Below are 24664 nucleotides of genomic sequence, written 5' to 3' on the forward strand. Positions count from 1 at the left end.
AGATGGGCTCGGGGCGGCGGCGTTGTTGCACCTATTCCGGTGAACAGGCGCCGCCCTGCATGCAGGATGTCAGCATCGCGATTGTTTCTGGCGTGGGATTATAAAACAACCGTCCGCCACATGGATCTGCGGTCACTGTGACAGGCGTTTCATCGGCGGCAACAAAGATGACAGCATCCTGATCACTTTGCGCTGTCCCGCACCACGGGCCCGCGCAGGTGACCTGCAAGACCACCGGCCCCGTGTAATCAAAGGTAAAGCCGTCGGTCGTCAGCCCTTTGCCGGTAAACTCTGCCATGATTGGCGCAGGGTCCGGCACAGGGTCGTCCTGGACGAAGGGCGGCAGATTGTTTTCGTCGAACGACAGACTTCCGTGCAGGACGACGTAGGTTTCTGACGCCGCATCAAGTTCTATAAATGTGCGGACTGCATCTGGTGCCAGACAACTCAGCGCCTGCACCTGGCCCGCGACGACGAGCAGCGCCGCCGTCAGTGCAAAGCTGCCTTTCCGCATAAGGACGCGCATCAAAGCTTACCCGCGAATTCAGCCAGCACCTGTTCATAGACCGCGCGTTTGAACGGCACGATGCCTGCGACCAGATCGGCCGGCGGCACCCATTTCCACGCGGAAAATTCGGGGTGCTCGGTCTGCAGGTCGATCTGACTGTCCTGGCCGTGAAAGCGCATCAGGAACCATTTCTGTTCCTGCCCCCGGTAGCGGCCTTTCCAGATATGCGGCACCAGTTCAGCGGGCAGATCATAGGGGATCAGGCCTGCGGTTTCGGCCTCTATGCTGACCAGATTGGGGGTGATGCCGGTTTCTTCCAACAATTCGCGCAGGGCAGCGTCGCGTGTGTTTTCGCCCTTGTCGACACCGCCTTGCGGCATTTGCCAGGCGTCGGTGTCGCGGTCGACTCTTTGGCCGACAAAGACGTGCCCGCGCGGATTGATCAGCATGACGCCGACGCAGGGGCGATAGGGAAGATTCGCAATCTCATCGATGGTCATGAACGGGCCTTGGTGTTTCATTGTCTGCTCCTGATGCTTTGACCAAGAGATAGGCATAAGGTCCAGTGGTTATGCGATAACAAGCCGTGTTTCATACCTGATGCGAGCCGCGATCCAACGCAGATCGCGACGCGCCAGCCCGATACAACCCGCTGTGGGCCGCCCCGGCCCGCGCCACTGATGGATGAAGATCGCAGAGCCGCGCCCCTTGACCGCATACGGCCAGTTCCAGCCGGTCAGGATGATCACGTCATACATCGGGTCCGCCCGGCGCAGGCGTTCGTGGCTGTAGGCGTGTGGCGCGCGGACCATCATGTTGTAGTCAGGGTCGCGGATATCGTCGGACCACAGATCGAACGGTTTGATCGGCAATGCCCAATCGGCGGGTCGCGCCATTCGGTCAGGCCGGTAAAGCATCCCGACAAGTCGATGCGTGCCGCGCGGGGTTGCGCCGTCGCCTTCTTTCTTGCGGTTGGTCAGCCCACCGCGCCCGATGGTGCAGGGAAAGCGCCGGTTCAGGAACCGCAGGTGGGTGGGGGTCAGGACCATATCGGTGGGTTTCATGGGCCGAGAGATAGCGCCGCTGAGCGCATCTGTCAGCAGGCAAGTTGCCGGAAAGGGAACACCATCGTCGCGACGCTGCTTGACCTCGCTTTGCGGCTTTTTGGCCGTCACGCCGGGGTGGTGAGCATAACGGTTCTGATGGTAAGGATACATCCCGTCTGAGCCGCGCAGGTACCTACAACAAATGCCCCGATTTCGCGGCCTTTGTTGCCAGATACCCCAGGTTGTGCCGGTTTTCGCCCACTTTCAGCGGGACGCGTTCGACCACCTTGATCCCGCAGCTTTCCATACGGTCAACCTTCGCAGGGTTGTTCGTCAGCAGGCGGACGGCGTTGAAGCCCATTTTCTTCAAAATCTCCGCGCCGATGCGGAAATCGCGTTCGTCGTCCTCGAACCCAAGCCGGTGATTGGCCTCGACCGTGTCAAAGCCCTGATCCTGCAGCGAATAGGCGCGCATCTTGTTGGCCAGCCCGATTCCGCGCCCTTCCTGATTGAGGTAGAGCAGCACCCCTGCCCCTGCGGCCCCCATCTGCGCCAGCGCACCGCGCAATTGCGGGCCGCAGTCGCATTTCAACGATCCCAGCAGATCGCCGGTGAAACAGGCCGAATGCAGGCGCGACAGCACCGGGACGGCGCGGTCGGGTTGCCCGATCTCGACGGCGTAATGTTCTTCGGCACCGTCGTCGGGGCGGAAGATATGCAGGCGCCCCGCCTCGGACACTTCCAACGGCAGGCGGGCGCTGATCACGGGGCTGAACGGGCTGAGATCGGTGCCGAGCGCTGCGGCCCCCGGCAGAAAGGTCAGGTCATGCGCGCGGGCAAAACCCGCCGCATCATCCAGCGGCAGGACGAGCGCGGCAGGCAAAAGCCGGGCGGCCTTGGTCAGCGCAATCGCGGCGCGGTGCAAGGCCGCGTCACCGTCGCGTGCGCTGCGCAGCGGGCCTTTCATCGGGGCGCGCAGATCGTCAGCGGGGTCAGCGACAGCACGGACCCAGGACAGGCCCACATCTGCGGGCAGAATGATCCGGGCCAGATCACCGTCATAGGCGCGTGCCTTCAGCGTTTCGGCCCGCCATGAGGTGATCGCCAGCACCGGCGCACCGCCCAATGTGCGCAGATGCGCCAGACGATCCGCATCCAGCGTTTCGGCTGCCAGCACTGCGGCGCCACCCTCCAGCACGACGGGCACGCCCATGCGTAAATCCGCCCGCGCGCGCGCCAGACGTTCCGTGATGTCGGGAGAGAAACCTGCCATAAGCCACCTGTCAATTGTTTCACCTGATAGCGCTTTTCAGCCGGAAGTGAAACAAAACCCCGCCTGACTACACGTCCGTGTGAGCCCGGGACCGGAAATCTTGTTTGAAACGTTACTTGTTCACAGATCAGTGACGTAATGACGGAGGATGTCATGGGGCAACTCAAAAAAATACTGTTGGTGGACGATGATGACGACCTGCGCGAGGCGCTGGGCGAACAATTATTGATGACCGAAGATTTCGACGTATTCGAGGCCGATGACGGTGCCAGCGCCATCACGAAAGCCAAGGAAGGCTTGTACGACCTCATGATCCTTGATGTGGGGTTGCCCGACACCGATGGTCGTGAATTGTGCCGCCGTCTACGTAAGCAAGGTGTCAAATCACCGATCATCATGTTGACGGCGCAGGACAGCGATGCTGACACGATCCTTGGCCTTGATGCCGGGGCGAACGATTATGTCAGCAAACCTTTCAAGTTTCCGGTGTTGCTGGCGCGTATCCGCAGCCAGTTGCGTACGCATGAACAATCCGAAGACGCGATTTTCCAGCTGGGGCCCTATACGTTCAAGCCCGCGCAAAAGATGCTGATTACTGAGGATGACAAAAAGGTGCGGCTGACCGAAAAGGAAACCAACATCCTCAAATACCTTTATCGCGCCACCGATGGAGTCGTCGCCCGCGACGTCCTGCTGCACGAGGTGTGGGGTTACAATGCCGGGGTCACCACCCATACGCTGGAAACCCATATCTACCGGCTGCGGCAAAAGATCGAACCCGATCCGTCGAACGCCCGCCTCTTGGTGACGGAACAAGGTGGCTACAGACTGGTTTCATAACTATCCCGCCGGTGATCGGGTCATATCACCAACCTCTCTGTTGGACTGCCCGGGCCTTGTGCCCGGGCGTTTTTTCCACAGATGTTTCACTTAAAGAGGAGAGAGCGATGAAAACCGCACAGACGTACCTTGACGAAGCCAATACCGCAGTGCCGCGCATCAGCGCCCAGGACGCGATAGCGAAACACGACTCCGGCGACGCCACATTCATCGATGTGCGCGACAGCGGCGATATCGCCAAGTCCGGCACGATCAAGGGTGCGCATCGTGTGCCGCGCGGTTTTATCGAATTCGCCGCCGATCCAGAGACAAAATTTCACAAACCGATTTTCGACAAGAATGCCGATCTTTATCTGATTTGCGGTGCCGGTGGGCAGGCCGCTTTGGCGGGCAAGACGCTCAAGGACATGGGTTATACCAAAGTCACCAATGTCGGCGGTTTCCCCGACTGGAAAGAGGCCGGCGGCCCGGTCGAAGACTAACCCAGCGCCTGTTCCCAATCCGCGATCAGATCGTCGATATGTTCGATCCCTACACTGACGCGGATCAGGTTTTCCGGAATGCCGGTATGCGGTTCAATCGTGTGCCGGTGTTCCACCAGACTTTCGACTCCACCCAGTGACGTGGCCCGCAGGAAAAGGTTGAACTTGCCCGTCACGCGCAACGCATCTTGCCGTGTCCCTTTTACCAGCACAGACAACAGGCTGCCAAAGCCGCCCTGCATCTGCCGCAGCGCTACGTCATGGCCCGAATGATGCGGCAGGCCGGGGTAATAGACATCTGCGACCGCGTGGTGGCCCATAAGATAATGCGCCAGCGCCAGCGCATTTTCTGACATCCTTTCCATCCGCAAGGGCAAGGTCCGCATCGCACGCGTCAGCAGCCACGCCTCGAACGGGCCGAGAATGGCGCCGGCCATCCTGCGGTCGGTCCTGATCGCCTGCCAGAGACCGGCCTCGGAATGGAGCGTGGACAACACCCCTGCCAGCACATCGGAATGGCCGTTGATCGCCTTTGTTGCGGAATGCATGACGATATCCGCCCCGTGATCCAGCGCGCGGGTCAGGATCGGCGTCGCCGCCGTGCTATCGACCAGCACAATGCCGTTGGTCGCCGCTTTGACGGCGGCGATATCGACCGTCAGCAACCATGGGTTGGACGGCGTTTCGATCAGCACCAGATTGGCGGGTTGCGCAGCACAGGTGGCGATCAGATCGGCGGCTGCGACTTCGATCAGGATGATCTCTCGCCGCGCGCAGAAATCGCGGACCCATGCGGTGGTACCCCAATAAATCCCCGACTGCACGATCGCCGTGGCCCGATTGGGCAATGCGCGGAACACGGCGGCAATCGCTGCCATGCCGGAGGGGAAAAGCAGCGTGTCCTGCGCGTTTTCCAGCGCGCGGATCACCGCCTCTGCCTGCCGCAGATTGTCTGAATTATCCCGCGAGTAAATGTTGTCGGGCCGGATCAGCGCATAATCTTCGTCGCGCAGAAAGGTAGTGGAAGGCTGGAAGGCCGGCACAACGCCGCCCGATTGCAGGTCCAGAGCACCTGCCGCATGCGCGGCGATGGTGGCGGGGTTCAATGGCTTTTTCATGCTACCATCTGGCGCAGTCTCAGCTTCGTGCGCAAGCCCTCAGATCACGAATTCTGAACGCGCGTAGCCCTGGATATAAAGCAGCGCGGTCAGATCACCATGGTTGATCCGGATATTGCATTCCGCCTGCACCGCCGGTTTGGCGTGCAGCGCCACGCCTGCCCCCGCGCGGGACAACATACCCAGATCATTGGCCCCGTCACCGACGGCCAGCACATCAGCCGGTGCGATCCCCAGACGCGCTGTGATGTCGTCCAGAGCGGCGACTTTGGCGGCCTTGCCAAGGATCGGACGGGCAACGTCGCCGGTCAGCCGGCCGTCCGCGACAAGCAGGGTATTGGCGCGGTTTTCATCAAAGCCCAGCTCTGCCGCGACCAATGCGGTAAAGGCAGTGAACCCGCCAGAGACCAGCGCCGCATAGGCCCCCTGCGCCTTCATCGTTTTTACCAGCATGGCACCGCCGGGCATATAGGTGATGCGGGTCGCCAAAACATGCGCGATCACGCTTTCCGGCAGATCGCGCAGCAGTCCGACACGTTCGAGCAATGCCGATTCGAAATTCAGTTCGCCATTCATCGCCCTTGCGGTGATGCTGGCGACATGGGCCCCTACCCCTGCCTCGTCCGCCAATTCATCTATGCATTCCTGCTGAATCATCGTGCTGTCCATATCGGCCAGCAGCATCTTTTTGCGCCGGTTCTGCGCAGGCTGGACCACCAGATCGACGCCTTGATTCTGCAGATCGTCCCAGACATCCCAACTGTTCCCCGGCATGATCGGCAGTGCAAATTCCGCAGCCTCATCCGGCGCGAGCCAGAGCGCATCGCCCCCACCCCAGGCATTGCGCAAATTCTCGACCAAGGCTGGGTCAAGGCCGCGGGCCACGGGATTTGTCAGCAAGGTCGCGGTGAACATGTCGTATCATCCTTTCCGGGGCGCAGTTTCCGAGCCGCAGCAAAGGGAATGCAGATGCGGGTACGCGGCGGTCTAGCTGTATTTTCCCGATTGTGAAAGTAGTCGGTGGCTGCGATCTGGCGGGCGTTTTCGGCGGCAGGCTTTATGATGCCTGCGCCGCGACCGAGCGCAAAAGCCAGTCGATCACTGCTTTTGCGGCAGGCTGATCCTCGCTGTCATGCGGGGTGACAAGATAGAAGGCTTCCTTGGGCTGCACGGTCGGAAAGGGCAGCGCCACCAATCTGCCGCGCGCGATCAGGTCGGCCGTGTTCGAATCCCAGCCCAGCATGACACCGTGCCCGTCCAACGCGGCCTGCGTGGCCTGCACATAATTGGTGAAACTGCGGCCAGGCCCCGGTGGCTCTGGCTGATTTACCAAACGCAGATAGTCCCGCCAGCTGAGCCAATTAACCTCTCCGGAATTGACGTGGAGCAGGGGAAGATCGCTGAAACCAGATCCTTCTGCGACCACCTTCTGGTGAAGGGCGGGATGGCAGACCGGCACGACGCTTTCTTCGAACAGTTTGACGACGCGACCGTCTGTCCAGCCGCCCAGACCATAGCGAATGGCAAGGTCGATACCCGTCATGAAGGCAGGCGCGCTTTGCGCCGTGGTCATCACGTTCACTGACAGATCGCCATGATCGATGTAGAATTCGGTTAGGCGCGGCATCAGCCAGTAAGTCGCAGTACCGACCGAACAGGCGATTGTCACCGACCCCATCGACCTGATCTGCAGCGCCTTAATCTGATCTATCGCTTCGGTGATCCGTCCCAGACCATCGGTCACGGCGCGCTGCAGGATACGCCCTGCCTCAGTCAGCGTCGGGGGCCGGCTGCGGCGGTCCAGCAAAGGCACGCCGACGTGAGTCTCCAGCGTTCTGATTGCCTGACTGATGGCCGGTTGCGACACGTTCAACTCTGCCGCCGCCCGCGTCGGGCTGCCGGTGCGCAACACGGTCTCGAATACCGCAAACAGGCGAAGGGGAGGCAGGCGGTGCAAGGCCATCATAATCCTACGGTTAACTTAGGGATAGTATTTACCGCATTCTGTTTTTGCGATCCAGCCCCTATCATCGTTGAAACATCAGATCCGCGATCTGGTCCACGCGCAACGCTGCATAAGGAAACACGCTATGAACATCATGATCGATACGCCGGTGATGGTCGAGGATAAGGGGCTTCGCGTTCCGCTGGCTTCGGGCCAGACAGGTTATTTCAATTACTTTTGGTTGCGCGACAACTGCCCCAGTTCGTTTGACAGCGAGACGCGCGAACGCACGTTCGATATCTTCCATCTCGACAAACCGCCACATCCACAAAAGGCAGAGTTGGCGGCAGATGGCCTTTCCGTGGTTTGGAACGATGGCCATGTCTCGACTTATTCCATGGAATTTCTTGAAAGTTATGCCACGGGCGAACGCCGCAAGGATCCCGCCGACATGCCGCGCCGGGCCTGGTTTGGCGATCATTATGCCACGGTCGCCCGTTTTTCGCAGCCCAAGCTAATGGCGGATAAGACCGAGGTTGCGCGCTGGATCGAAGCATTGCTGACCGAAGGCGTGGCCGTCGTGACCGACATGCCCGACAGCCACGAGGGGCTGACCGAGACGGTCAGATTGATCGGCCATGTGCGCCCAACCTTCTTTGGCGATTTCTTTGATGTCAGGACCCATATCAAGCCGACGAATCTGGCCTATACCGCCAAGGCACTTGAGATGCACACCGACACCCCAGCCGAAGACATGGCCCCCGGCATGCAGTTCCTGCATTGCCGTGCCAACAGCGTCGAAGGCGGGCTGAACCTGTTTCTTGATGGTATGGCGGTGGCGAATGACCTGCACCGCGAAGATCCCGAGGCCTTTCGGCTGCTGTCAGAAACAGACATTCCCTATTACTGTGAACATGACCATTACGACATGCGCGCGCGGCAAAGGGTGATCGAACTTGACGAGCATGGCGAGGTGTCCGGCGTGACGATCAGCCAGCACATGGCGGATATTTTCGATCTGCCGCAGGAATTCCTCGACGATTACTATCCCGCGTTCTGCAAGTTCGGGCGCTTGCTGCAATCGGATAAGTATATGATGCGTTTCCGGCTGAATGCCTCGGAATGTATCGTTTTTGACAATCACCGGATCGTGCATGGCCGCGCTGCCTATAGTGCGACCAGCGGCGAACGTTATCTGCGCGGCTGCTATTCCGACCGGGGTGAGATGCGCAGCGCCTACCGCGCGATCATGAGCGAGGGACGGTTCAAATGAAAGAGGCGGCCAACCCAGCCGACGACCTGAACGGCACGGAGCTGCAGAATCTGCGGCTGGATTTGGCCGCAGCTTTTCGTCTCTGCGCGCAGATGAACTGGCATGAATCCGTCGGCAATCATTTCAGCGCCGCCGTGTCGGCGGATGGGAAACGCTTTCTGATGAACCCGAAATGGCGTCATTTCGGATCGATCCGTGCCAGCGATCTGCTGCTTCTGGATGCCGACGACACGGGGGTGATGCAGCGCGCGAATGCCCCGGATGCATCGGCCTGGACTGTGCATGGCACGATCCACCGGCTTCGGCCCGAACTGCGGGTCCTGATCCATGCCCATACGCCCTATGCGACGGCGCTGTCGGTGCTAAAGGACCCGTCGATGCTGCCTCTGGACAACAACACCGCGCGTTTTTACGGCGATGTGGCGATCGACACGGATTTTGGGGGCATTGCCGATCAGGCCGATGAAGGCGTGCGGCTTGCCGCGGCACTGGGCAACCATTCCTGCCTCATGATGGGCAACCACGGCGTCTCGGTCAGCGGCGCGACGGTGGCCGAAGCCTTTGAAAAACTCTATTTCTTCGAGAAGGCCGCGCAAACGCTGATGCTTGCCTATGCCAGCGGCCAGCCCCTGAACGTGCTGTCGCATGAGGTGGCACAAAAGACGGCAGAGGGTTGGCACGATTACCGTGGGATGGCGACGGCGCATTTCGACTATCTCAAATCGCAACTGGACAAAACCGACCCGTCTTGGCGCAACTGATCCGCACAGAGCTGATCAACGAACGCCGCTACACAATTCAGTCGCGCGATCATCAAGGGGGCTTGCTGTTTTTTCTGGGTTTCTGTAGGTGCCGTCTTGGGACACCCTTCCCCAACGAAGGGCATATATCTGAGAGGATACCAGAAATGGTTATGACCAAACCGACCGCGCGGCCGGCAAACCCGCGTTTTTCTTCCGGCCCTTGTGCCAAACCCCCCACATGGAAACTTGATGACCTGCGCGACGCCCCTTTGGGCCGGTCGCACCGCGCCAGCGTTGGCAAGTCGAAACTGGCCGAGGCGATTGACCTGACCCGCGAGATCCTTGGCGTGCCTGCCGATTACCGCATCGGGATCGTGCCAGCCTCTGATACCGGCGCATATGAAATGGCGATGTGGTCGCTGCTGGGCGAACGCCCTGCCGAAATGGTCGCCTGGGAAAGTTTCGGCGCAGGCTGGGTCACCGATGTGGTCAAGCAGTTGAAAATCGACGCCACCGTGCATGAAGCGCCTTATGGCGAAATCGTCGATATGGCAGCGCTGAATTATGACAATGACGTCTGCTTTACATGGAACGGCACGACATCCGGCGTGCGGATGCCCAATGGCGATATGATCCCAGCGGATCGTGCGGGACTGACCTTGTGCGATGCGACATCTGCCGCTTTTGCGCAGGAATTGCCTTGGGACAAGCTGGATGTGACCACCTTCAGCTGGCAGAAAGTCATGGGCGGGGAGGCCGCACATGGCATGCTCATCCTCAGCCCGCGCGCGGTGGAGCGCTTGGAAAGCTATACCCCCGCATGGCCGCTGCCCAAGATTTTCCGCCTGACATCCGAGGGCAAGCTGATCGAGGGAATCTTCAAAGGTGAGACGATCAACACGCCGTCGATGCTGGCGGTCGAAGATTATCTGGTCGCGCTGAAATGGGGCCGGTCCATCGGTGGCCTTGATGCGCTGATTCACCGCGCCAATGCCAATGCGCGCGCGATCTTTAACTTTTGCGCAGCCAATGACTGGATCGCCAATCTGGCGGTTGATCCGGCGACACGGTCCAATACATCGGTTTGTCTGAAATTCACCGATGACCGGATCACAGATGGTGCGGCCTTTGCCAAGGCTGTCGCGAAACGGCTGGAAGCCGAGAATATCGCGCTGGATATCGGGGCTTACCGCGACGCGCCTGCCGGTCTGCGGATCTGGTGCGGTGCGACGGTGGAAACCTCCGACATCGAGGCGATGCTGCCCTGGCTCACCTGGGCGTTCGAGGCCGAGATCAACGCGTAGGCCGGGGTTTTTACCCCGGCTTCCCTTTCCCCATTCTGATAGAGGAGCGCCATCATGGCCCCCAAAGTGCTTATTTCCGACAAACTTTCCGACGCCGCCGTGCAGATCTTCAAGGATCGCGGCATTGACGTGGATTTTCAGCCTGACCTTGGCAAAGACAAGGACAAGCTGCTCGAAGTCATCGGCAATTATGACGGCCTGGCGATCCGGTCCGCCACCAAGGCGACCGAAAAGATCATCGCTGCTGCCACCAACCTCAAGGTGATCGGGCGCGCTGGCATCGGTGTCGATAACGTCGATATCCCCGCCGCGTCGAAAAAGGGCATCATCGTGATGAACACGCCTTTCGGCAATTCGATCACGACCGCCGAACATGCGATTTCGCTGATGATGGCCGTCGCGCGCCAGATCCCCGAAGCGAACGCATCCACCCATGCCGGGAAATGGGAAAAATCCCGTTTCATGGGCGTGGAACTGACCGGCAAGACACTGGGCGTCATCGGTGCGGGCAATATCGGGTCGATCGTGATTGATCGCGCGCTGGGTCTGCGGATGAAGGTCGTGGCCTACGATCCTTTTCTGTCCGAGGATCGCGCCACGGAAATCGGCGTCGAAAAGGTCGAACTCGACGATCTGCTGGTGCGAGCCGATTTCATCACCATGCATGTCCCGCTGACCGAGCAGACCAAGAACATCCTGTCCCGCGAAAACATCGCCAAGCTGAAAAAAGGCGTGCGTATCATCAACTGCGCCCGTGGTGGATTGGTGGATGAAGAGGCGCTCGCTGATGCGCTGAAGGCGGGTCATGTTGCCGGTGCGGCCTTCGACGTCTTTGCCGTCGAACCTGCGACCGACAGCCCGCTGTTCAACCTGCCCAATGTCGTCGTCACCCCGCATCTGGGTGCGGCGACCACCGAAGCACAGGAAAACGTCGCCTTGCAGGTTGCCGAACAGATGTCGGATTACCTGCTGACCGGGGCCGTGACCAATGCGCTCAACATGCCGTCCGTCACGGCGGAAGAAGCCAAGATCATGGGGCCATGGATCGCCCTATCCGGCCATTTGGGCAATTTCATCGGCCAGATGACGGATGATCCGATTGTGGCGATCAATATCCTGTTCGACGGTGAAGCCAGTGAAATGAACCTCAAGGCGCTGACGGCCTCGACGGTCGCAGGCATCATGAAGGCAACCAACCCGGACGTGAACATGGTGTCGGCGCCGGTGATGGCCAAGGAGCGCGGCGTCAAGATTTCCACGACCAAGCAGGACCAGTCCGGCACATTTGACGGCTATATCAAAGTCACTGTTGTCACCCAAAGTCGGGAACGGTCGATTGCGGGCACCGTGTTCAGCGATGGCAAACCGCGTTTCATCCAGATTAAGGGCATCAATATCGATGCCGAGATCGGGGCGCATATGGCCTATACGACCAATAACGACACCCCCGGGATCATCGGCCTGCTGGGCACGATCCTTGGCAACAACGACGTCAATATCGCCAACTTCACCCTGGGCCGCGCCGAGGCAAAGGCCGAGGCGATTGCCCTTCTGTACCTTGACGAGCCACTGCCAGAGGCCGCGATTTCAGAGCTGAAAGCGACAGGCAAGTTCAAGCAGGTCAAGCCGCTGCGGTTTGATATCTGAGCAATCCTTCCCCCGCGCCTGACAGGGCGCGGGGGACTTTCGCGCCACATCCCTTCAAGGTAGAAGGACGCATGGCGCGCAATTTCCTATCACTCGGCGATATCCTGAACCACGGTAGCGACACCGTGATCGATGTGCGTTCGCCTGCGGAATTTGCGATTGACCATATTCCCGGTGCCATCAACCTACCCGCCCTGTCAAATGCGGAACGCGCCCGGGTCGGCAAGATCTACAAGCAAATCAGCCCGTTCGAGGCGCGCAAGCTGGGTGCATCGCTGGTCGCGCGCAATGTCGCGGACCATATCGCGCAGGCAATGGCGGATAAGGACGGCAGTTGGCGGCCCCTGGTCTATTGCTGGCGGGGCGGACAAAGGTCGGGGTCCTTCGCATCGATCCTGAGCCAGATAGGCTGGCGCGCAGAGACGGTGCAGGGCGGTTATCAGACCTTTCGCCGGTTAGTGCATGAGGCGGTCTATGAAACCCCTTTGCCGCACCGGATCATCCTGCTGGATGGCAATACCGGCACCGCCAAGACGGCGGTGCTGGCACGGCTGGCCGCCAGAAATGTCCAGGTCATTGATCTGGAGGATCTGGCACATCATCGCGGGTCGCTGCTGGGTGGCAGGGACGAAGGCCAGCCGTCCCAGCGCGCGTTCGAGACGCGGATCGCGCTGGCGCTGCACCGGCTCGACCCCGCGCGCCCGGTGGTGATCGAGGCGGAAAGCAGCAAGATCGGCCGTCTGATCGTGCCCCCAATGCTTTGGGCGGCGATGTGTGGCGCGGGGCGGATCGTGCTGCATGCGCCGCTGGAGGCGCGGGCGGGGTTTCTGGCGCAGGCCTATGCCGATATTGGCGCTGCCCCCGATCGGGTGGCGCAACGGCTGGCACCGCTGCGCTATGTGCGCGGCCATGATGTGGTGGATGGCTGGATCGCGCTGCTGCGGGCGGGTGATCTGACGGGGTTTGCCACCGCGATCATGGGCCAGCATTACGACCCGGCCTATGCCAAATCGCGCAAGGCGGCGGACCATGATGTGCTGGCGGAACTGGTGACTGACACGCTGGATGACGCGGGACAGGATCGGCTGATCGCGGCGATCCTGCCGCTGGTCAGCGCAGAGTGATGTCGAGCCCGGCGGTGATCTGGCCGATGATGGCGGCGCGGTAACCGGCACTTTGCAGTTGCGCCAACAGGGTTTTTGCACTTTCGGCGGCGACCGCGGCCAGCAACCCGCCCGCTGTTTGCGGATCATAGGCCAGATCGGGAACAATGCCCGTGACGGCCCCGGCCCCGGCCTGATTATCGCCAAAAAGGCTGGACCTGATGCCCTGCGCCGACATGTGCGCTGCGCCTTGCATCAATGGCACCTGCGGCCAGTCCACCATCGCGCCGGTGCCTGATGCATCGCAGATACCCCGCAGATGCCCCAAAAGGCCAAAGCCCGTCACATCGGTCATCGCATGCGCGTTGCGCAGGATGCGGGCGGCTGCATCCTGCGGCTGGATCATCAGATCAAGACAGGCGATCACATCGGCGCCGCGCGCCTGGCCGACCATTTCGGCCGCCATGATCGTGCCGCTGCCCAGTGGTTTGGTCAGCATCAATACATCACCCGCCCGCGCCCCGGCCAGGGTGATGGGCCGGTCCACCAGCCCGGTGATGGTAAAGCCGATGGTCAGTTCATCCCCAAGCGAGCTATGACCGCCGACGATCCGCGCGCCCGCGGCTGTCATGGTGTCAGTCGCGGTTGCGATGATCTCCGTCATTGTACGCTGCTGAAGGTCTGCGCTCATCCGGGGCAGGATGATGCTGGCGGTCGCAGCCTGTGGACTGGCCCCCATCGCCCAGATATCGCCCAGCGCATGGATTGCGGCGATCCGTGTCATCAGGACGGGATCGGCGGTCAGCGCGCGGAGATGATCGGTACTGATCACCTGTCCCGGCTGCACGTCGCCCGCGTCATCGCCGAAAACGTCACCCAGGACCTGTTGCAGCGCGCCGCGCGCGACCTTTGCCCCGCAGCCACCGCACATCGGTTTGTCGCCCAGTGCCGCGCGCAGGCCAAGCGCTGCGACACGCGGCAGGGCGGGCGCGGGCATCACGGGCAGGTCAGCCAATTGCGACATGAATTGGCGGTCGATCCGATCCTTGAGCCGCCACAGCAACCCGCCCTGCCATGTGATGCCGAACTTTTCCGCCAGCGCCGATTTGCCACCCAGCGAGATCAGTTTGAGGTAATCGCGCTGCGGTGTGTAGGCACGCATTGCCCCGCCCGACAGGACCGCGCGCAGGTTATGATAAAGCACCGGGGCCTGACGGACAGCATAGACCCCGGCCTTGGGTCGCGGGCTGGCGGACATATGCGCGCAATCGCCCACGGCAAAGATCACCGGATCGCAGCTTTGCAGATGTGGGTTCACCGCGACAAAGCCGTCGTGCAGATCAAGCCCGGTATCCGCAAGCCAGTCATGCGGTTTGGCCCCTGCAGCACCTGTGGTGAAATCACTGTTGATCAGTCGGCCATCCTTGAGAAGCACACCTTCGGGAAAGATTTGGGTGACTTCGGCATTTTCTACGAGTTCGATCCCATAGGCTGTCATCGCTGCCAGCATGCGTTGCCGTGCCTTGTAGCCCAGACCAGACAGCGCGCGCCCACGGTCGATGACGCGGACCTGGGGCGCTTTGGCGCGCAGGTTATGGGCCATGGCCAGCGCCAATTCTGCCCCGGCGACGCCGCCGCCGATGATCGCGATCTGCGGGGCCTTGGCCGCCCTGCGGAACCTGTCCCATGCGCGCGCATAGTCGCCCAAGGGCTTGGCCGGCACGCCATGCGCGGCAAAACCGGACAAGGCGGGCATTTCCGATGTGATGCCAACATCAATGGCCAGCGCGTCATAGTGAATGGGTGGGCGACCCCCGACGGTGACGGTCCGTTCCTTACGGTCAATTGCGTTGGCCGCGCCATCGATGAACCGCGCCCCTGCAAAGCGGGTAAGTTTGACCAGATCGATATCGAGGTCATCGCGGCTGTAATGCCCCGCCACAAACCCCGGCAGCATCCCTGAATAGGCCGCCGTAGGACCGGGATTGACCACAGTCAGCCGCACCCCGGCTAAGGGCTGCATCCCCCATTTGCGCAGGACCAGCGCATGGGTATGGCCGCCGCCGATCAGGACAAGGTCGCGGGTGAGGGGTAATTTATCCATCTGTCCGCTCTAGTCCACGGCGGATCACGGCGATAGCCATTGCCCTGCCCAATCATCGCTTCGTGAATAGGTGGCACGGCGGTGATCTTCGCCCAAATGAACAAGGTCGATCTGCATCACGCGGCAATCCAGCACCGCGAAGGTCGCGGGATCGGGCGATTTGACGTAATCAAGCGCGGTGGCGATCTGTGTGCCGGGGGGCGGGATGACGCCATAGCTTTGGCGTGCGTGGTCGGGGATTTTGTCCCATAACGCGCGAACCGGATCGCCGCTGGTAATCGCAACGCTCGCCTGTAGCCTGATTTGCAGCGCAGTTTCCGCATCCCAGACATGCAGGGCGATACGCGCGTTGACGCGCAGGCTTGCCAGTTTGGTGGATTGAAGATCGGTGTGCAGGGTCAGCCCGCCTGCCGCCTTGTCGGCGGAGCGCAGGACCATCGTGCGCGCCTCTGGCCAGTGGTCTGGGCTGATCGTGCTGATGGTGGGCAAGCGGCAGGGATGGCTGGCATCGTGCACGCCCTTCCCCAGCAGCTCCCATGCTTTTGCGTGCAACCCGTCGAGCGTCTCAAACCGGTCAGTCATAGCCTGTCATCTCCAGATAGCCGCGGCCCTGATGGCTGCCGTTGAAGGTCACGGGCCCCTCCCAATAGGGCACGCTGGTCGTCATCCATGCGTCGTCATTCAGCGCCTCTACCTGCACGTCGACGTCGCGTGCGGGTAGACTCAGTTGCCAGCGCACCGGCACGCCCGCAGCGTTCAGGCCAAGCGGTTCCACCTGCAACGCACCATCGGAATATGGCGTCGTGTCGCCCTGCGGCGTGATCCATGTGGCAGAGGTAAAGTTGTTCCCGTCCGTTTGTTGCAGCCGGAAGCCCATCAGCTTGGCACCATCGTCGAAAGATAGCGAAAACCAGTCCCAGCCCGTCTGGTTTTCTGCCAGAGGCTGCGACGACCATTCACGGTCAAGCCATGCGCTGCCCGATACCGCCACATCGCCATCGGGCAATTGCAGCGTGCCTGTGATGTCGAAGAACGGCTGCGAATAATAATACGACGCCTGCCCTACGGCCGATTTGACGGAATAGCCGTTATCACCGTGAAACACCAACGGGCCGGTCGCGGTCAACTCCATCTGATAGGCGAATTCCGCGCTGGTCGCGCGCATCTGCATGGTCTGCCAATCGCCTTGCAGCGTCCAGTCGTCGATCCACGCGTTGAACGGATCGGCGACAACGCCCGCCTGCCCAATGCCGCCGCGCGCAAGGCGTTCAGCGACGAAATGGTGGGTCTGCGTGGTGACCGCCGCGTGACCCATCCACAATTGCGGGCTTTGCCAGCCTGTCGTGTCATAGGGGGCAAGCGCAGAGCGGAAGAGTGTCCATTGCAGGCCATAAGGCGTGCCGTCTGCATCCTCCAGATTGGCGGTCAGGTACCACCATTCGATCCGGTAATCGGGATGCGGGCCGTGGTCGGCGGGAAAATCGAACTCGGGGTTGGGGGCGGGGGTTGAGAAGCCATCCACATCGGTGCCGAGACCGGCAAACCCCTGGGCCGTTGCGCTGACCGGCAGCAGGCAAAGGATCAGTATTCTAGCGTTCATTGGCAAAAACCTTGAGCAGTTCACCGGGCGGCGTGCGCGCCAAACGCCATGCGGGCCAGCCTGCAGCAAGCACAGCAGCAAGCAGCGCGAAACCGCCAAGGCGGGCGTAATCGAGCGGGAACAGATACATCGGCAATCGCCAGCCAAAAGCCGCGACATTGACTACGGCCAAAAGAACCCAGGCCAGCGCCAGCCCTAAAGGCAAGGCCAGCACGGCGGTCAACACCGCCAGCATCACCGCGCGCAGCAATTCCAGGCGGCCAAGTGCGGCACGCGTCATCCCCATGGCCCAGGCAGGGGCCAGTTGCGGCAGGCGCATCGCGGCCAGTGTCAGCAAACTCATCAAAATGGCGAAACCGGCAACGGCAAGGGTCAGGATATTCAGCGCCGTCGTGACAGTGAACGTGCGTTCGAAAATCGCCAGCGACACCGCCTTGATCCCGGCCTGATCGATGGTCTGGCCCGCGCCAATGCCGGTGGCCGTCGTCAGGCCGATCACGAAATCCGCCACGTCACCGGGCACACGCAGCCCGAACTGGCGTGCTGTGACGTCGGGAAATTCAATGGCAAAGATATCCTCGCCCAGCACGACCTGCCCGATGGGATTGCCATAATCGCCGTAGATGCCCACGACCGGCAAGGTCTGCGCGCCAATGTTGACCGGATCACCCAGCGCCAGCCCGCCGCGCCGTGCGAGTTGTTCGTTGATCACCACCGCCTGTCCAGCAAAGGTGGCGTCCCATGCGCCGGGCCGGCTTTGCAGGAATTGCCAGTTGTCGCGGTATGTGGCGTGGTCACGGGTGCCGAACACCTCGGTCGGCAGTCCCGCAACCGCGATATCGGTGGATTGGATCGGCAGGACCGCGACGTCTTGCGTCGCGGCGTAGGCGATCAAGGCGGCGGTCTGGTCGGCGCTTTCCGTCGTGACGTAGAGTTCCGAGGCAAGCCGTTGATCCAGAAACCCGGTAAAGGTGAGCCGAAAGCTGGATACCATGGTCGACACACCGACATTGGCCGCAATCGCCAGCATCAGCGCCATCAGCGCCAGCGAGAGGCCCGGCAATTGCTGGCGGCTATCGGCCCAGAACCATTGCGCGGTGACGCCTTTAGCGCGCGCAGAGGCAAAGGCCAGCACCGCGTTCAGCACCGGTGGCAGGGCAAAGGCCGCACCGACCAGCAACGCCCCCAGCAGGACAAAGCCCCCGACCAGCCCGTCGGCGGTAAAGACCAGCACGGCCGCCAACCCCAACAGCACCAGCGCGACGATCAACTGCCAACGCGCCCTGCGCCCGGCCGCCATTGCCAAGGCGCGCGGCTGTGCCGCCGCCAGCAGCGGCATGCGCGCGATGCCCCACAGTGCAGATCCGCCCGCCAGAAGTGTTCCGGCAAAAGCGATACCCAGCCCCGACAGCCACCAGACCGGGCGCAATTGCAGATTGCCCGAAACATCCGCACCATAAAGCCCGCGCAATGTGGCCGCGACATCGGGCAACAACAGCGCAGCGATGACGTAGCCAAGTGCGACGCCGATCACGCCCGCTACCAAGGCAAAGACCAGAAGCTCCGCCAGCATCAGCCCGATCAAACGGTTCAGTGGCACGCCAAGCGCGCGCAGGGTGCGCACAATGCCGCGACGTTGTTCGAACGCCAGTCCGATGGCACCATGCACGATGAAAATACCGACGGCGAAGGAAAGCAGGCCAAAGGCGGTCAGGTTCAGATGAAAACTGTCAGTCAGCCCGGCGACATCGTTGCCGCCTTGTGCGGCTTGCCGCGTCAGGGTGGGGGCGATCTGTGCCAGATCTGGGAGGCCGATGGGCTGATCGGGCAACACCAGCAAGCTGTCGACTTGGCCCGCCCGCCCCAGCAGGTCCTGCGCCGTGCCAATATCGGTGACGGCACTGGCATCGGCCAAATCATCGGTCACGATCACATCAAGGTCCAGCAACCGGGGGGCGGTCGCGGCATTTGCCAGCACCTGCGCGCCCCCGGTCAGAAACGCCGCGATATCGAGATCACCACCAAGGGCTGTCGGCCCCATTTCGACCGGTGCTGTCAGTGGATCGAGACCGACAAGGGTGATGCCCTCCAGTTCGCCCGACACCATCGGGCTGACCTGCCAGCCCGCGCGGCGCAGCGCGATATAGATATCCTGCGCGAACGGCGCGCCATCGCGGGCAACCAGCCGATCATAGCGACCTTCATCCAAGGTGCTGGCGGCGGCGTCATAGCTTGCCCGCGCTTCAGCATTGATCGCCTGCACGCCGGACCACAGGCCTGTAGCCAGCGCCAGACCCGCCAGAAGCGTGAACAATTGCAGCGGATTGCGCCACCAATGTGACAAAAGCGCAGTAAAGGCCGTGCGCGTCATGCCACCTGCCCCGCGCGCAGATGCAAACGGCGCTGCAGCCGTGCGGCGAGCGCTTGCGAATGGGTAACCATCAGCAGGCCCGCGCCGGATTTGGTGACCAGTTCCAGCATCATGTCCATCACTGTCGCGGCGGTCGTTTCATCCAGATTGCCGGTGGGTTCATCGGCCAGCACCAGCGCGGGACGCGGTGCGAGCGTGCGCGCGATCGCCACGCGCTGCTGCTGGCCACCCGAAAGTTGTTCGGGATATTTGCGCAAATGGTCCCGCAGGCCCATCCGATCCGCCAGCGTGGCGCACCAATCGGCATCATACCGCCCGGCAAGGCGGGCCTGAAACGCGATGTTATCAGCGATTTTCAGGCTGGGGATCAGGTTGAACTGTTGGAACACCACACCCACCGTACCGCGCCGCAACGCCGCGCGGCCTGCGTCGTCCATCTGGGCGATGTCCTGACCCTGCAGCACGATCCGGCCCGCATCGGCCCGGTCCAACCCACCGATCAGATGCAAAAGCGTGCTTTTGCCGCTGCCCGATTCGCCCGTCAGTGCGAGGCTTTCGCCAGCATCAAGCGCCAGGCTGACGCCGCGCAATACGTCAAACGGGCCATCGGCTGTGGCATAGGTCTTGGTCAGGGTGTCGACGGTGAGCAAAGTCATAGCGCTGAATTAACACATGCAGGGTCAAAGGAAACGCCCGGCCTTTCGTTTTCGCCGGTGCCGCGACGTTCTGGCTTTTGCGGGCGGGACAATGGGTTAAGCTGATTGCGGATCAGAGGAGGACATCATGACCGACATCGTCATTCTGGGCGGCGCACGTACCGCCATCGGCACCTTTGGCGGGGCGCTGGCAGGCACCACGCCGATTGAACTGGGCACAGTCGTAGCCAAGGCAGCGCTGGAACGGTCAGGACTGGCTGGCGATCAAATTGGCCATGTCGCCTTTGGCCATGTCATCAATACCGAACCCAAGGATATGTATGTCAGCCGCGTTGCCGCAATGCAGGCCGGTGTACCCGACAGCGTGCCTGCGATGAATGTGAACCGGCTTTGTGGGTCGGGCGTGCAAGCGATCATTTCGGTCGCGCAATCGCTGATGCTGGGGGATGCTGATTTCGGCCTTGCCGGCGGGTCCGAGAATATGAGCCGGTCACCTTATATTATTTCCGACCAGCGCTGGGGCGCAAAGATGGGCGACATCCGCACGCAAGATATGATGCTGGGCGCGCTGAACTGCCCGTTTGGCACGGGTCACATGGGGATCACGGCGGAAAATGTGGCAGGTGAACATGACATAACTCGTGCCGAAATGGATTCCTTTGCGCTGCAAAGTCAGGAACGCGCGGCGGCGGCGATTGCGGCGGGCTATTTCGACAGCCAGATCGCCCCGGTGCAGGTGCGCGTCAAACGCGAAACCGTGGATTTCATCCGCGACGAACACCCCAAGGCGACCACGGCGGAGGCATTGGCGGGGCTGCGCCCCGTGTTCCAGAAAGACGGCAGCGTGACGGCGGGCAATGCCTCTGGCCTCAACGACGGTGCTGCGGCCATCGTGCTGGCGCGCGCCGACGCGGCAGAGACGGCAGGCCTGACACCGCGTTTCCGCATTCTGGGCTATGCCCATGCCGGGGTGCGGCCCGAGGTGATGGGCATCGGCCCCGTCCCCGCCGTGCGCGCACTGCTGGAAAAGACCGGGCTGCGCGTCGGGGATTTCGACGTGATCGAATCAAACGAAGCCTTTGCCGCGCAGGCGCTGGCAGTGTCCAAGGAACTCGGGCTGGACCCGGCCCGCGTGAACCCGAACGGCGGTGCGATTGCGCTGGGCCATCCCGTGGGCGCGACGGGGGCGATCATCACCGTCAAAGCGATGTACGAACTGGAGCGGACAGGCGGCAAACGCGCATTGATCACCATGTGTATCGGTGGGGGGCAGGGCATCGCGCTGGCGATTGAGCGGATCTAAGCCGGGTAATCCCGCACAAACATCCATGTATCGCCCTCGGAGAGGTCGGCATCATACGCATAGCCGCCGCTGGTGAAATGCTTGATCCCTTCCGCTTCCGTCAGTCGGTGTTCTACGATGAACCGCGCCATCGCACCCCTTGCGCGCTTGGCGAAAAAGCTGACGATCCGGGGTTTGTCGTCTTTCACTTCCATGAAGTTGGGGGTGATGACGCGCAGTTTCAGGGCCTTGCGGTCCACCGCGCCGAAATATTCTTGGCTAGCGCAGTTGATCAGCGTGTCGGTCCCAACATCGGCCGCGCGGGCGTTCAGCGCCGTGGCGATGATGTCGCCCCAATAGTCATACAGCGACGTGCCCCGCCGCGTTTTCAGCTTGCTGCCCATTTCGAGCCGGTAGGGTTGGATCGCATCAAGTGGGCGCAGCAGCCCGTAAAGCCCCGACAAGATGCCCAAATGATCCTGCGCCCAAGACAGATCATCCTCGGACAGGGTCTTTGCCTCAAACCCCTGATAGGTGTCGCCGTTGAACGCCAGAGCGGCGGGTTTCACGGCGTCATCGGCAGGGTCGGCGGCAAAGGCCCTAAAGCGGTCACGGTTGAGCCGGGCCAGATCATCGGAGATCGCCATCAGATCCTTGAGCTGGCCAAGCGTCAGATTGCGGGCGGTTCTGGCAAGGCGGACGGCGTCATCCTGGTACGCGGGCTGGGTCGCGTGCATCTGCACGGGGTCCATATCCAATGATTTGGCGGGGGAAATCACAACAAGCATCAGCGCATCCTTTGGTCATTGCCATGGGATGTAACATGCCGCACGGCGATGACCAGCCGCCAAGTGTCAGTTCAACTGGACCTGAAGCGGATAAAGCCCGTCCTCGAACGGGCCGAATAATTCGTCCAGATCAGGGTGGTCCACAGGCTCACCGGAATTATCGGCCACAAGGTTTTGTTCTGAAACATAGGCGACGTAGAAGCTTTGCTCGTTCTCGGCCAACAGGTGGTAATAAGGCTGGTTCTTCATTGGACGGCTGTCTTCGGGGATGGCGTTATACCATTCGTCGGTATTGGAAAACATAGCATCAACATCAAAAATCACGCCGCGAAACGGATGTTTGCGATGACGGACAATCTGCCCCAAGTGGTACTTTGCAGAGGTTTTCAGCATGTTTTCATTACCTTTCACCCTATTATATGGCATCTCGCCGCGCAGAGTCCAACCCTGTCCTTTCCACGCAACCTGGCAAAATAGCCAACCCCGCATGCTCGGGTTCCCGCTGATCAAGGGATTTGTGAGCGGGTCTGGACTGGTTAGCCATTTCCAGTCGGGCGAAAACAGGCTAGGGTGAAAAAAACAAAATCAGGCGACGGGCGAATGAGCAGATACATCCGCGCACTGGCACTCTTGTTGTTCCTTGGCAGCTGCGGCGGCAGCGGGAACTTCTCGGCGCCGCGCAATCTTGATGACGCTTGCAGCATTGCGAGCGAACGACCACATTACTACCGTGCTTTCCAGGCGGCAGAGCGGAAATATGGTGTACCGGTCCCCACGATGATGGCGATGATGTACCAGGAAAGTAAATTTATCGGGGATATCCGGCCACCGCACACCTATGCGCTGGGCGTGATCCCCATTGGCCGGCAATCATCGGCGCTGGGATATAGTCAGGCGCTGGACGGCACCTGGCGCGAATTCCAGCAGGAAGGTGCCGGCAACCGTGTGCGGCGCGACAACATCAACCATGCGACCGATTTCATGGGCTGGTATATGACCAAGACTGTCGCGGAAACCGGCGTACCTTTGCACGACACGCGTAATCAATATTTGGCCTATCATGATGGGCGGCAAGGATATCTGCGCGGCACCTGGCGATCCAAGGCTTGGCTGATCCGGGTGGCGGATGCGGTCGATTCTCGTGCGGTCATGTATGATACTCAGCTTCGGGCCTGTCGCAGACGGTGACCCGCCATTGCATAGACGGAAGCGAATGATGACTTATTTCAAAATGATCGCAGCGGCCATCGTGGGCATGACATTGGCTGCACCGGCAATGGCCGCAACTGCCAGTTGCTACACGAACATCGAGGGCGAACCCTATCAGATATTCTATGATGATTCAGAACCTTATTATTCGTCATTCCGGGAACGGATTTTCAGCCGCAACACCTGCCCCGGCGCAGTCGTCGTCGCCTATCTGACGCCGGAGCTGACCCCCGCCGAGCGGCAGGTCTTTTGTTCGAATTACGACGCCAGAACCCGAAGCCATTCGATGCCGGCCCAAGGGCGACGCGATGCCTATGGGCGCTGCGTGGAACCATCGCGCACCTGCCGTCTGGTCAACACCACCCGCGATCAGGCGATGAACGTCGTGGGCCTTGGCAAAGCCGCCGAGGATGCCTCTTTGACCAGCCGGCTTTCGTCGACCGTCTCCACTGTCACCCATAGTTCCGGGGCGCTGGTATTGTCAGGCAACGCTGGCACGATTTCGAGCCTGCTGTCATCCGCCGGCGCCGCAATCGGCGCGCCCACAATGCTGGCAGGTGCCGCTGCAAGCGTTGTCGTCATAGGCGGGGCGGTCTATCTGTGCGGAGATGAGGACTGACGGGGCCACAGGGGATCTGCGGGTCCCGCAAAGTCGCGGGAAAATGAAAAGGCGTCCTGTTAAAGACGCCTTTTGTCGTTCTGCGGTTGATTTACTCGAACCCGCGCCTGCGCATTTCAGCTTGAATGTTGAACATGATATCCCCGATGTTTCCGCCCGACTGCAGATCATTCAGGATCAGCGTCGTCTGGCTGCCCATGTCATCAGTGATGATCCATTGCCGTAACTCGATCGGGTTGGCGGTAAAAACCATCTGGATATTGCCATATTGCGGGTTGTTCGGATCTTGTGCGGTCACCGTCGTGGTCGTTCCATCCGATGTCGTACCAGTGACCATACGCGCAGCCGTCAGATCGACATTGCGTTGCAGAATGATATTCAGTGGCGTCTGGTTCAGCGGATAGCGATCCGGCCCTGCATTGGACCGGGGATCGAATATCGCCAACTGCCCCCCACTGGCCACAACCAGCGATTCTTCGGGGGGATTGTACTCAAACCGGATGCGGCCCGGCCGTTTGATGTAGATCTGGCCAGTGGACAGCGTTCCGTCTGCGTTGATCTGTGTGAAGCCGCCCTGTGCCGTCTGTAGTTGGTTCAAATACTGGGAAATCTGCGGCAAAGTCAGTTGCTGTGCAGAGGCCGCAACAGCGAAGACCGACAGGGCAAAGGCCATGAGAAAGGTGATGATGCGCGTTTTCATATTCAATACCTATGTAGCTTGGAAGGCTTTTGCACCCTCTGGATGCCCATCAC

The 24664-nt window shown here is 61.0% G+C and carries 25 protein-coding genes; 10 read left to right on the forward strand and 15 right to left on the reverse strand.

The window, feature by feature from the left end; translation table 11 throughout:
• Nucleotides 1-31: 31 nt before the first annotated feature.
• The 4 genes from ACK4TM_RS01980 to ribA form a co-directional block, all read right to left on the reverse strand.
• Nucleotides 32-526, reverse strand: a complete 495-nt coding sequence (locus ACK4TM_RS01980; RefSeq protein ID WP_409695916.1) for a hypothetical protein — start codon at nucleotides 524-526, stop codon at nucleotides 32-34.
• Nucleotides 526-1029, reverse strand: a complete 504-nt coding sequence (locus tag ACK4TM_RS01985; RefSeq protein WP_409695919.1) for an RNA pyrophosphohydrolase — start codon at nucleotides 1027-1029, stop codon at nucleotides 526-528. Before ACK4TM_RS01985 ends, ACK4TM_RS01980 begins: the two co-directional genes overlap by 1 nt.
• A 48-nt stretch (nucleotides 1030-1077) precedes the next feature.
• Nucleotides 1078-1572 carry a L,D-transpeptidase gene (locus ACK4TM_RS01990; RefSeq protein WP_409695922.1) on the reverse strand — a complete coding sequence of 165 codons (495 nt, stop codon included), beginning with the start codon at nucleotides 1570-1572 and terminating at the stop codon, nucleotides 1078-1080.
• A 175-nt stretch (nucleotides 1573-1747) separates the two neighbouring features.
• Nucleotides 1748-2827 (reverse strand): GTP cyclohydrolase II, encoded by a 1080-nt coding sequence (gene ribA, locus ACK4TM_RS01995; protein WP_409695925.1) that lies wholly within the window; start codon nucleotides 2825-2827, stop codon nucleotides 1748-1750.
• A 153-nt stretch (nucleotides 2828-2980) separates the two neighbouring features.
• Between ribA and ACK4TM_RS02000 the strand changes: the two genes are divergently transcribed.
• Nucleotides 2981-3667: a response regulator transcription factor gene (locus ACK4TM_RS02000; protein WP_409695928.1), complete on the forward strand. Its 687-nt coding sequence runs from the start codon at nucleotides 2981-2983 to the stop codon at nucleotides 3665-3667.
• A gap of 107 nt (nucleotides 3668-3774) precedes the next feature.
• Nucleotides 3775-4149, forward strand: coding sequence for a rhodanese-like domain-containing protein (locus ACK4TM_RS02005; protein WP_409695931.1), 375 nt, complete (start codon nucleotides 3775-3777; stop codon nucleotides 4147-4149).
• Here the strand turns inward: ACK4TM_RS02005 and ACK4TM_RS02010 are convergent.
• From ACK4TM_RS02010 to ACK4TM_RS02020, 3 genes are all read right to left on the reverse strand, one after another.
• Nucleotides 4146-5267, reverse strand: coding sequence for a trans-sulfuration enzyme family protein (locus ACK4TM_RS02010; RefSeq protein ID WP_409695934.1), 1122 nt, complete (start codon nucleotides 5265-5267; stop codon nucleotides 4146-4148). The two genes, ACK4TM_RS02005 and ACK4TM_RS02010, sit on opposite strands and share 4 nt — an antisense overlap.
• Before the next feature lie 39 nt (nucleotides 5268-5306).
• The gene (serB, locus tag ACK4TM_RS02015; protein WP_409695937.1) at nucleotides 5307-6182 is read right to left on the reverse strand and encodes a phosphoserine phosphatase SerB; all 876 of its coding nucleotides are present in this window, start codon (nucleotides 6180-6182) and stop codon (nucleotides 5307-5309) included.
• A gap of 142 nt (nucleotides 6183-6324) precedes the next feature.
• Nucleotides 6325-7230, reverse strand: a complete 906-nt coding sequence (locus tag ACK4TM_RS02020) for a LysR substrate-binding domain-containing protein (protein ID WP_409695940.1) — start codon at nucleotides 7228-7230, stop codon at nucleotides 6325-6327.
• Between the two features lie 127 nt (nucleotides 7231-7357).
• Here ACK4TM_RS02020 and ACK4TM_RS02025 point away from each other — a divergent pair, with 127 nt between their 5' ends.
• From ACK4TM_RS02025 to mnmH, 5 genes are all read left to right on the forward strand, one after another.
• Nucleotides 7358-8485, forward strand: a complete 1128-nt coding sequence (locus ACK4TM_RS02025) for a TauD/TfdA family dioxygenase (RefSeq protein ID WP_409695943.1) — start codon at nucleotides 7358-7360, stop codon at nucleotides 8483-8485.
• Nucleotides 8482-9246, forward strand: coding sequence for a class II aldolase/adducin family protein (locus tag ACK4TM_RS02030; RefSeq protein WP_409695946.1), 765 nt, complete (start codon nucleotides 8482-8484; stop codon nucleotides 9244-9246). The genes ACK4TM_RS02025 and ACK4TM_RS02030 overlap by 4 nt, the downstream gene beginning before the upstream one ends.
• Nucleotides 9247-9392: 146 nt before the next feature.
• Entirely contained in the window at nucleotides 9393-10532 is a 1140-nt protein-coding gene (locus ACK4TM_RS02035; protein ID WP_409695949.1) for a phosphoserine transaminase, read from the forward strand.
• 54 nt (nucleotides 10533-10586) lie between these two features.
• On the forward strand, nucleotides 10587-12179 hold the full coding sequence (gene serA / locus ACK4TM_RS02040) for a phosphoglycerate dehydrogenase (RefSeq protein WP_409695952.1): 1593 nt from the start codon (nucleotides 10587-10589) through the stop codon (nucleotides 12177-12179).
• A gap of 71 nt (nucleotides 12180-12250) precedes the next feature.
• Nucleotides 12251-13303 carry a tRNA 2-selenouridine(34) synthase MnmH gene (gene mnmH / locus ACK4TM_RS02045; RefSeq protein ID WP_409695955.1) on the forward strand — a complete coding sequence of 351 codons (1053 nt, stop codon included), beginning with the start codon at nucleotides 12251-12253 and terminating at the stop codon, nucleotides 13301-13303.
• Here the strand turns inward: mnmH and selD are convergent.
• The 5 genes from selD to ACK4TM_RS02070 are packed head-to-tail and all read right to left on the reverse strand — an operon-like array spanning nucleotide 13290 to nucleotide 20013.
• Nucleotides 13290-15386 (reverse strand): selenide, water dikinase SelD, encoded by a 2097-nt coding sequence (gene selD, locus ACK4TM_RS02050; RefSeq protein WP_409695958.1) that lies wholly within the window; start codon nucleotides 15384-15386, stop codon nucleotides 13290-13292. The genes mnmH and selD overlap by 14 nt on opposite strands.
• A gap of 24 nt (nucleotides 15387-15410) precedes the next feature.
• Nucleotides 15411-15968 (reverse strand): pyridoxamine 5'-phosphate oxidase family protein, encoded by a 558-nt coding sequence (locus tag ACK4TM_RS02055; RefSeq protein ID WP_409695961.1) that lies wholly within the window; start codon nucleotides 15966-15968, stop codon nucleotides 15411-15413.
• Nucleotides 15961-16986, reverse strand: a complete 1026-nt coding sequence (locus tag ACK4TM_RS02060; protein ID WP_409695964.1) for a lipocalin-like domain-containing protein — start codon at nucleotides 16984-16986, stop codon at nucleotides 15961-15963. Before ACK4TM_RS02060 ends, ACK4TM_RS02055 begins: the two co-directional genes overlap by 8 nt.
• Nucleotides 16976-19357: an FtsX-like permease family protein gene (locus tag ACK4TM_RS02065; RefSeq protein ID WP_409695967.1), complete on the reverse strand. Its 2382-nt coding sequence runs from the start codon at nucleotides 19355-19357 to the stop codon at nucleotides 16976-16978. The genes ACK4TM_RS02060 and ACK4TM_RS02065 overlap by 11 nt, the downstream gene beginning before the upstream one ends.
• Nucleotides 19354-20013: an ABC transporter ATP-binding protein gene (locus ACK4TM_RS02070; RefSeq protein WP_409695970.1), complete on the reverse strand. Its 660-nt coding sequence runs from the start codon at nucleotides 20011-20013 to the stop codon at nucleotides 19354-19356. Before ACK4TM_RS02070 ends, ACK4TM_RS02065 begins: the two co-directional genes overlap by 4 nt.
• A gap of 127 nt (nucleotides 20014-20140) precedes the next feature.
• Between ACK4TM_RS02070 and ACK4TM_RS02075 the strand changes: the two genes are divergently transcribed.
• A complete protein-coding gene (locus ACK4TM_RS02075; protein ID WP_409695973.1) occupies nucleotides 20141-21316 on the forward strand; it encodes an acetyl-CoA C-acyltransferase family protein in 1176 nt (391 codons plus the stop codon).
• Here ACK4TM_RS02075 and yaaA read toward each other — a convergent pair.
• Nucleotides 21313-22083: a peroxide stress protein YaaA gene (yaaA, locus tag ACK4TM_RS02080; RefSeq protein ID WP_409695976.1), complete on the reverse strand. Its 771-nt coding sequence runs from the start codon at nucleotides 22081-22083 to the stop codon at nucleotides 21313-21315. The two genes, ACK4TM_RS02075 and yaaA, sit on opposite strands and share 4 nt — an antisense overlap.
• A gap of 66 nt (nucleotides 22084-22149) precedes the next feature.
• Nucleotides 22150-22476 carry a heat shock protein HspQ gene (hspQ, locus tag ACK4TM_RS02085; protein WP_409695979.1) on the reverse strand — a complete coding sequence of 109 codons (327 nt, stop codon included), beginning with the start codon at nucleotides 22474-22476 and terminating at the stop codon, nucleotides 22150-22152.
• A 207-nt stretch (nucleotides 22477-22683) separates the two neighbouring features.
• Between hspQ and ACK4TM_RS02090 the strand changes: the two genes are divergently transcribed.
• Nucleotides 22684-23271 carry a transglycosylase SLT domain-containing protein gene (locus tag ACK4TM_RS02090; RefSeq protein WP_409695982.1) on the forward strand — a complete coding sequence of 196 codons (588 nt, stop codon included), beginning with the start codon at nucleotides 22684-22686 and terminating at the stop codon, nucleotides 23269-23271.
• Between the two features lie 25 nt (nucleotides 23272-23296).
• Nucleotides 23297-23911 carry a hypothetical protein gene (locus ACK4TM_RS02095; RefSeq protein WP_409695985.1) on the forward strand — a complete coding sequence of 205 codons (615 nt, stop codon included), beginning with the start codon at nucleotides 23297-23299 and terminating at the stop codon, nucleotides 23909-23911.
• A gap of 91 nt (nucleotides 23912-24002) precedes the next feature.
• Here the strand turns inward: ACK4TM_RS02095 and ACK4TM_RS02100 are convergent, their stop codons facing one another.
• A complete protein-coding gene (locus tag ACK4TM_RS02100; protein WP_409695988.1) occupies nucleotides 24003-24611 on the reverse strand; it encodes a LolA family protein in 609 nt (202 codons plus the stop codon).
• Nucleotides 24612-24664: the final 53 nt, after the last annotated feature.

Source organism: Yoonia sp., from assembly GCF_046292185.1.
In the GTDB taxonomy this organism is placed as follows: Bacteria; Pseudomonadota; Alphaproteobacteria; order Rhodobacterales; family Rhodobacteraceae; genus Yoonia.

Bases quoted from the DNA above. Each gene is read 5' to 3' on its own strand.
- ACK4TM_RS01980 (WP_409695916.1), bottom strand. From the start codon at position 526: ATGCGCGTCCTTATGCGGAAAGGCAGCTTTGCACTGACGGCGGCGCTG.
- ACK4TM_RS01985 (WP_409695919.1), bottom strand. From the start codon at position 1,029: ATGAAACACCAAGGCCCGTTCATGACCATCGATGAGATTGCGAATCTT.
- ACK4TM_RS01990 (WP_409695922.1), bottom strand. From the start codon at position 1,572: ATGAAACCCACCGATATGGTCCTGACCCCCACCCACCTGCGGTTCCTG.
- ribA (WP_409695925.1), bottom strand. From the start codon at position 2,827: ATGGCAGGTTTCTCTCCCGACATCACGGAACGTCTGGCGCGCGCGCGG.
- ACK4TM_RS02000 (WP_409695928.1), top strand. From the start codon at position 2,981: ATGGGGCAACTCAAAAAAATACTGTTGGTGGACGATGATGACGACCTG.
- ACK4TM_RS02005 (WP_409695931.1), top strand. From the start codon at position 3,775: ATGAAAACCGCACAGACGTACCTTGACGAAGCCAATACCGCAGTGCCG.
- ACK4TM_RS02010 (WP_409695934.1), bottom strand. From the start codon at position 5,267: ATGAAAAAGCCATTGAACCCCGCCACCATCGCCGCGCATGCGGCAGGT.
- serB (WP_409695937.1), bottom strand. From the start codon at position 6,182: ATGTTCACCGCGACCTTGCTGACAAATCCCGTGGCCCGCGGCCTTGAC.
- ACK4TM_RS02020 (WP_409695940.1), bottom strand. From the start codon at position 7,230: ATGGCCTTGCACCGCCTGCCTCCCCTTCGCCTGTTTGCGGTATTCGAG.
- ACK4TM_RS02025 (WP_409695943.1), top strand. From the start codon at position 7,358: ATGAACATCATGATCGATACGCCGGTGATGGTCGAGGATAAGGGGCTT.
- ACK4TM_RS02030 (WP_409695946.1), top strand. From the start codon at position 8,482: ATGAAAGAGGCGGCCAACCCAGCCGACGACCTGAACGGCACGGAGCTG.
- ACK4TM_RS02035 (WP_409695949.1), top strand. From the start codon at position 9,393: ATGGTTATGACCAAACCGACCGCGCGGCCGGCAAACCCGCGTTTTTCT.
- serA (WP_409695952.1), top strand. From the start codon at position 10,587: ATGGCCCCCAAAGTGCTTATTTCCGACAAACTTTCCGACGCCGCCGTG.
- mnmH (WP_409695955.1), top strand. From the start codon at position 12,251: ATGGCGCGCAATTTCCTATCACTCGGCGATATCCTGAACCACGGTAGC.
- selD (WP_409695958.1), bottom strand. From the start codon at position 15,386: ATGGATAAATTACCCCTCACCCGCGACCTTGTCCTGATCGGCGGCGGC.
- ACK4TM_RS02055 (WP_409695961.1), bottom strand. From the start codon at position 15,968: ATGACTGACCGGTTTGAGACGCTCGACGGGTTGCACGCAAAAGCATGG.
- ACK4TM_RS02060 (WP_409695964.1), bottom strand. From the start codon at position 16,986: ATGAACGCTAGAATACTGATCCTTTGCCTGCTGCCGGTCAGCGCAACG.
- ACK4TM_RS02065 (WP_409695967.1), bottom strand. From the start codon at position 19,357: ATGACGCGCACGGCCTTTACTGCGCTTTTGTCACATTGGTGGCGCAAT.
- ACK4TM_RS02070 (WP_409695970.1), bottom strand. From the start codon at position 20,013: ATGACTTTGCTCACCGTCGACACCCTGACCAAGACCTATGCCACAGCC.
- ACK4TM_RS02075 (WP_409695973.1), top strand. From the start codon at position 20,141: ATGACCGACATCGTCATTCTGGGCGGCGCACGTACCGCCATCGGCACC.
- yaaA (WP_409695976.1), bottom strand. From the start codon at position 22,083: ATGCTTGTTGTGATTTCCCCCGCCAAATCATTGGATATGGACCCCGTG.
- hspQ (WP_409695979.1), bottom strand. From the start codon at position 22,476: ATGCTGAAAACCTCTGCAAAGTACCACTTGGGGCAGATTGTCCGTCAT.
- ACK4TM_RS02090 (WP_409695982.1), top strand. From the start codon at position 22,684: ATGAGCAGATACATCCGCGCACTGGCACTCTTGTTGTTCCTTGGCAGC.
- ACK4TM_RS02095 (WP_409695985.1), top strand. From the start codon at position 23,297: ATGATGACTTATTTCAAAATGATCGCAGCGGCCATCGTGGGCATGACA.
- ACK4TM_RS02100 (WP_409695988.1), bottom strand. From the start codon at position 24,611: ATGAAAACGCGCATCATCACCTTTCTCATGGCCTTTGCCCTGTCGGTC.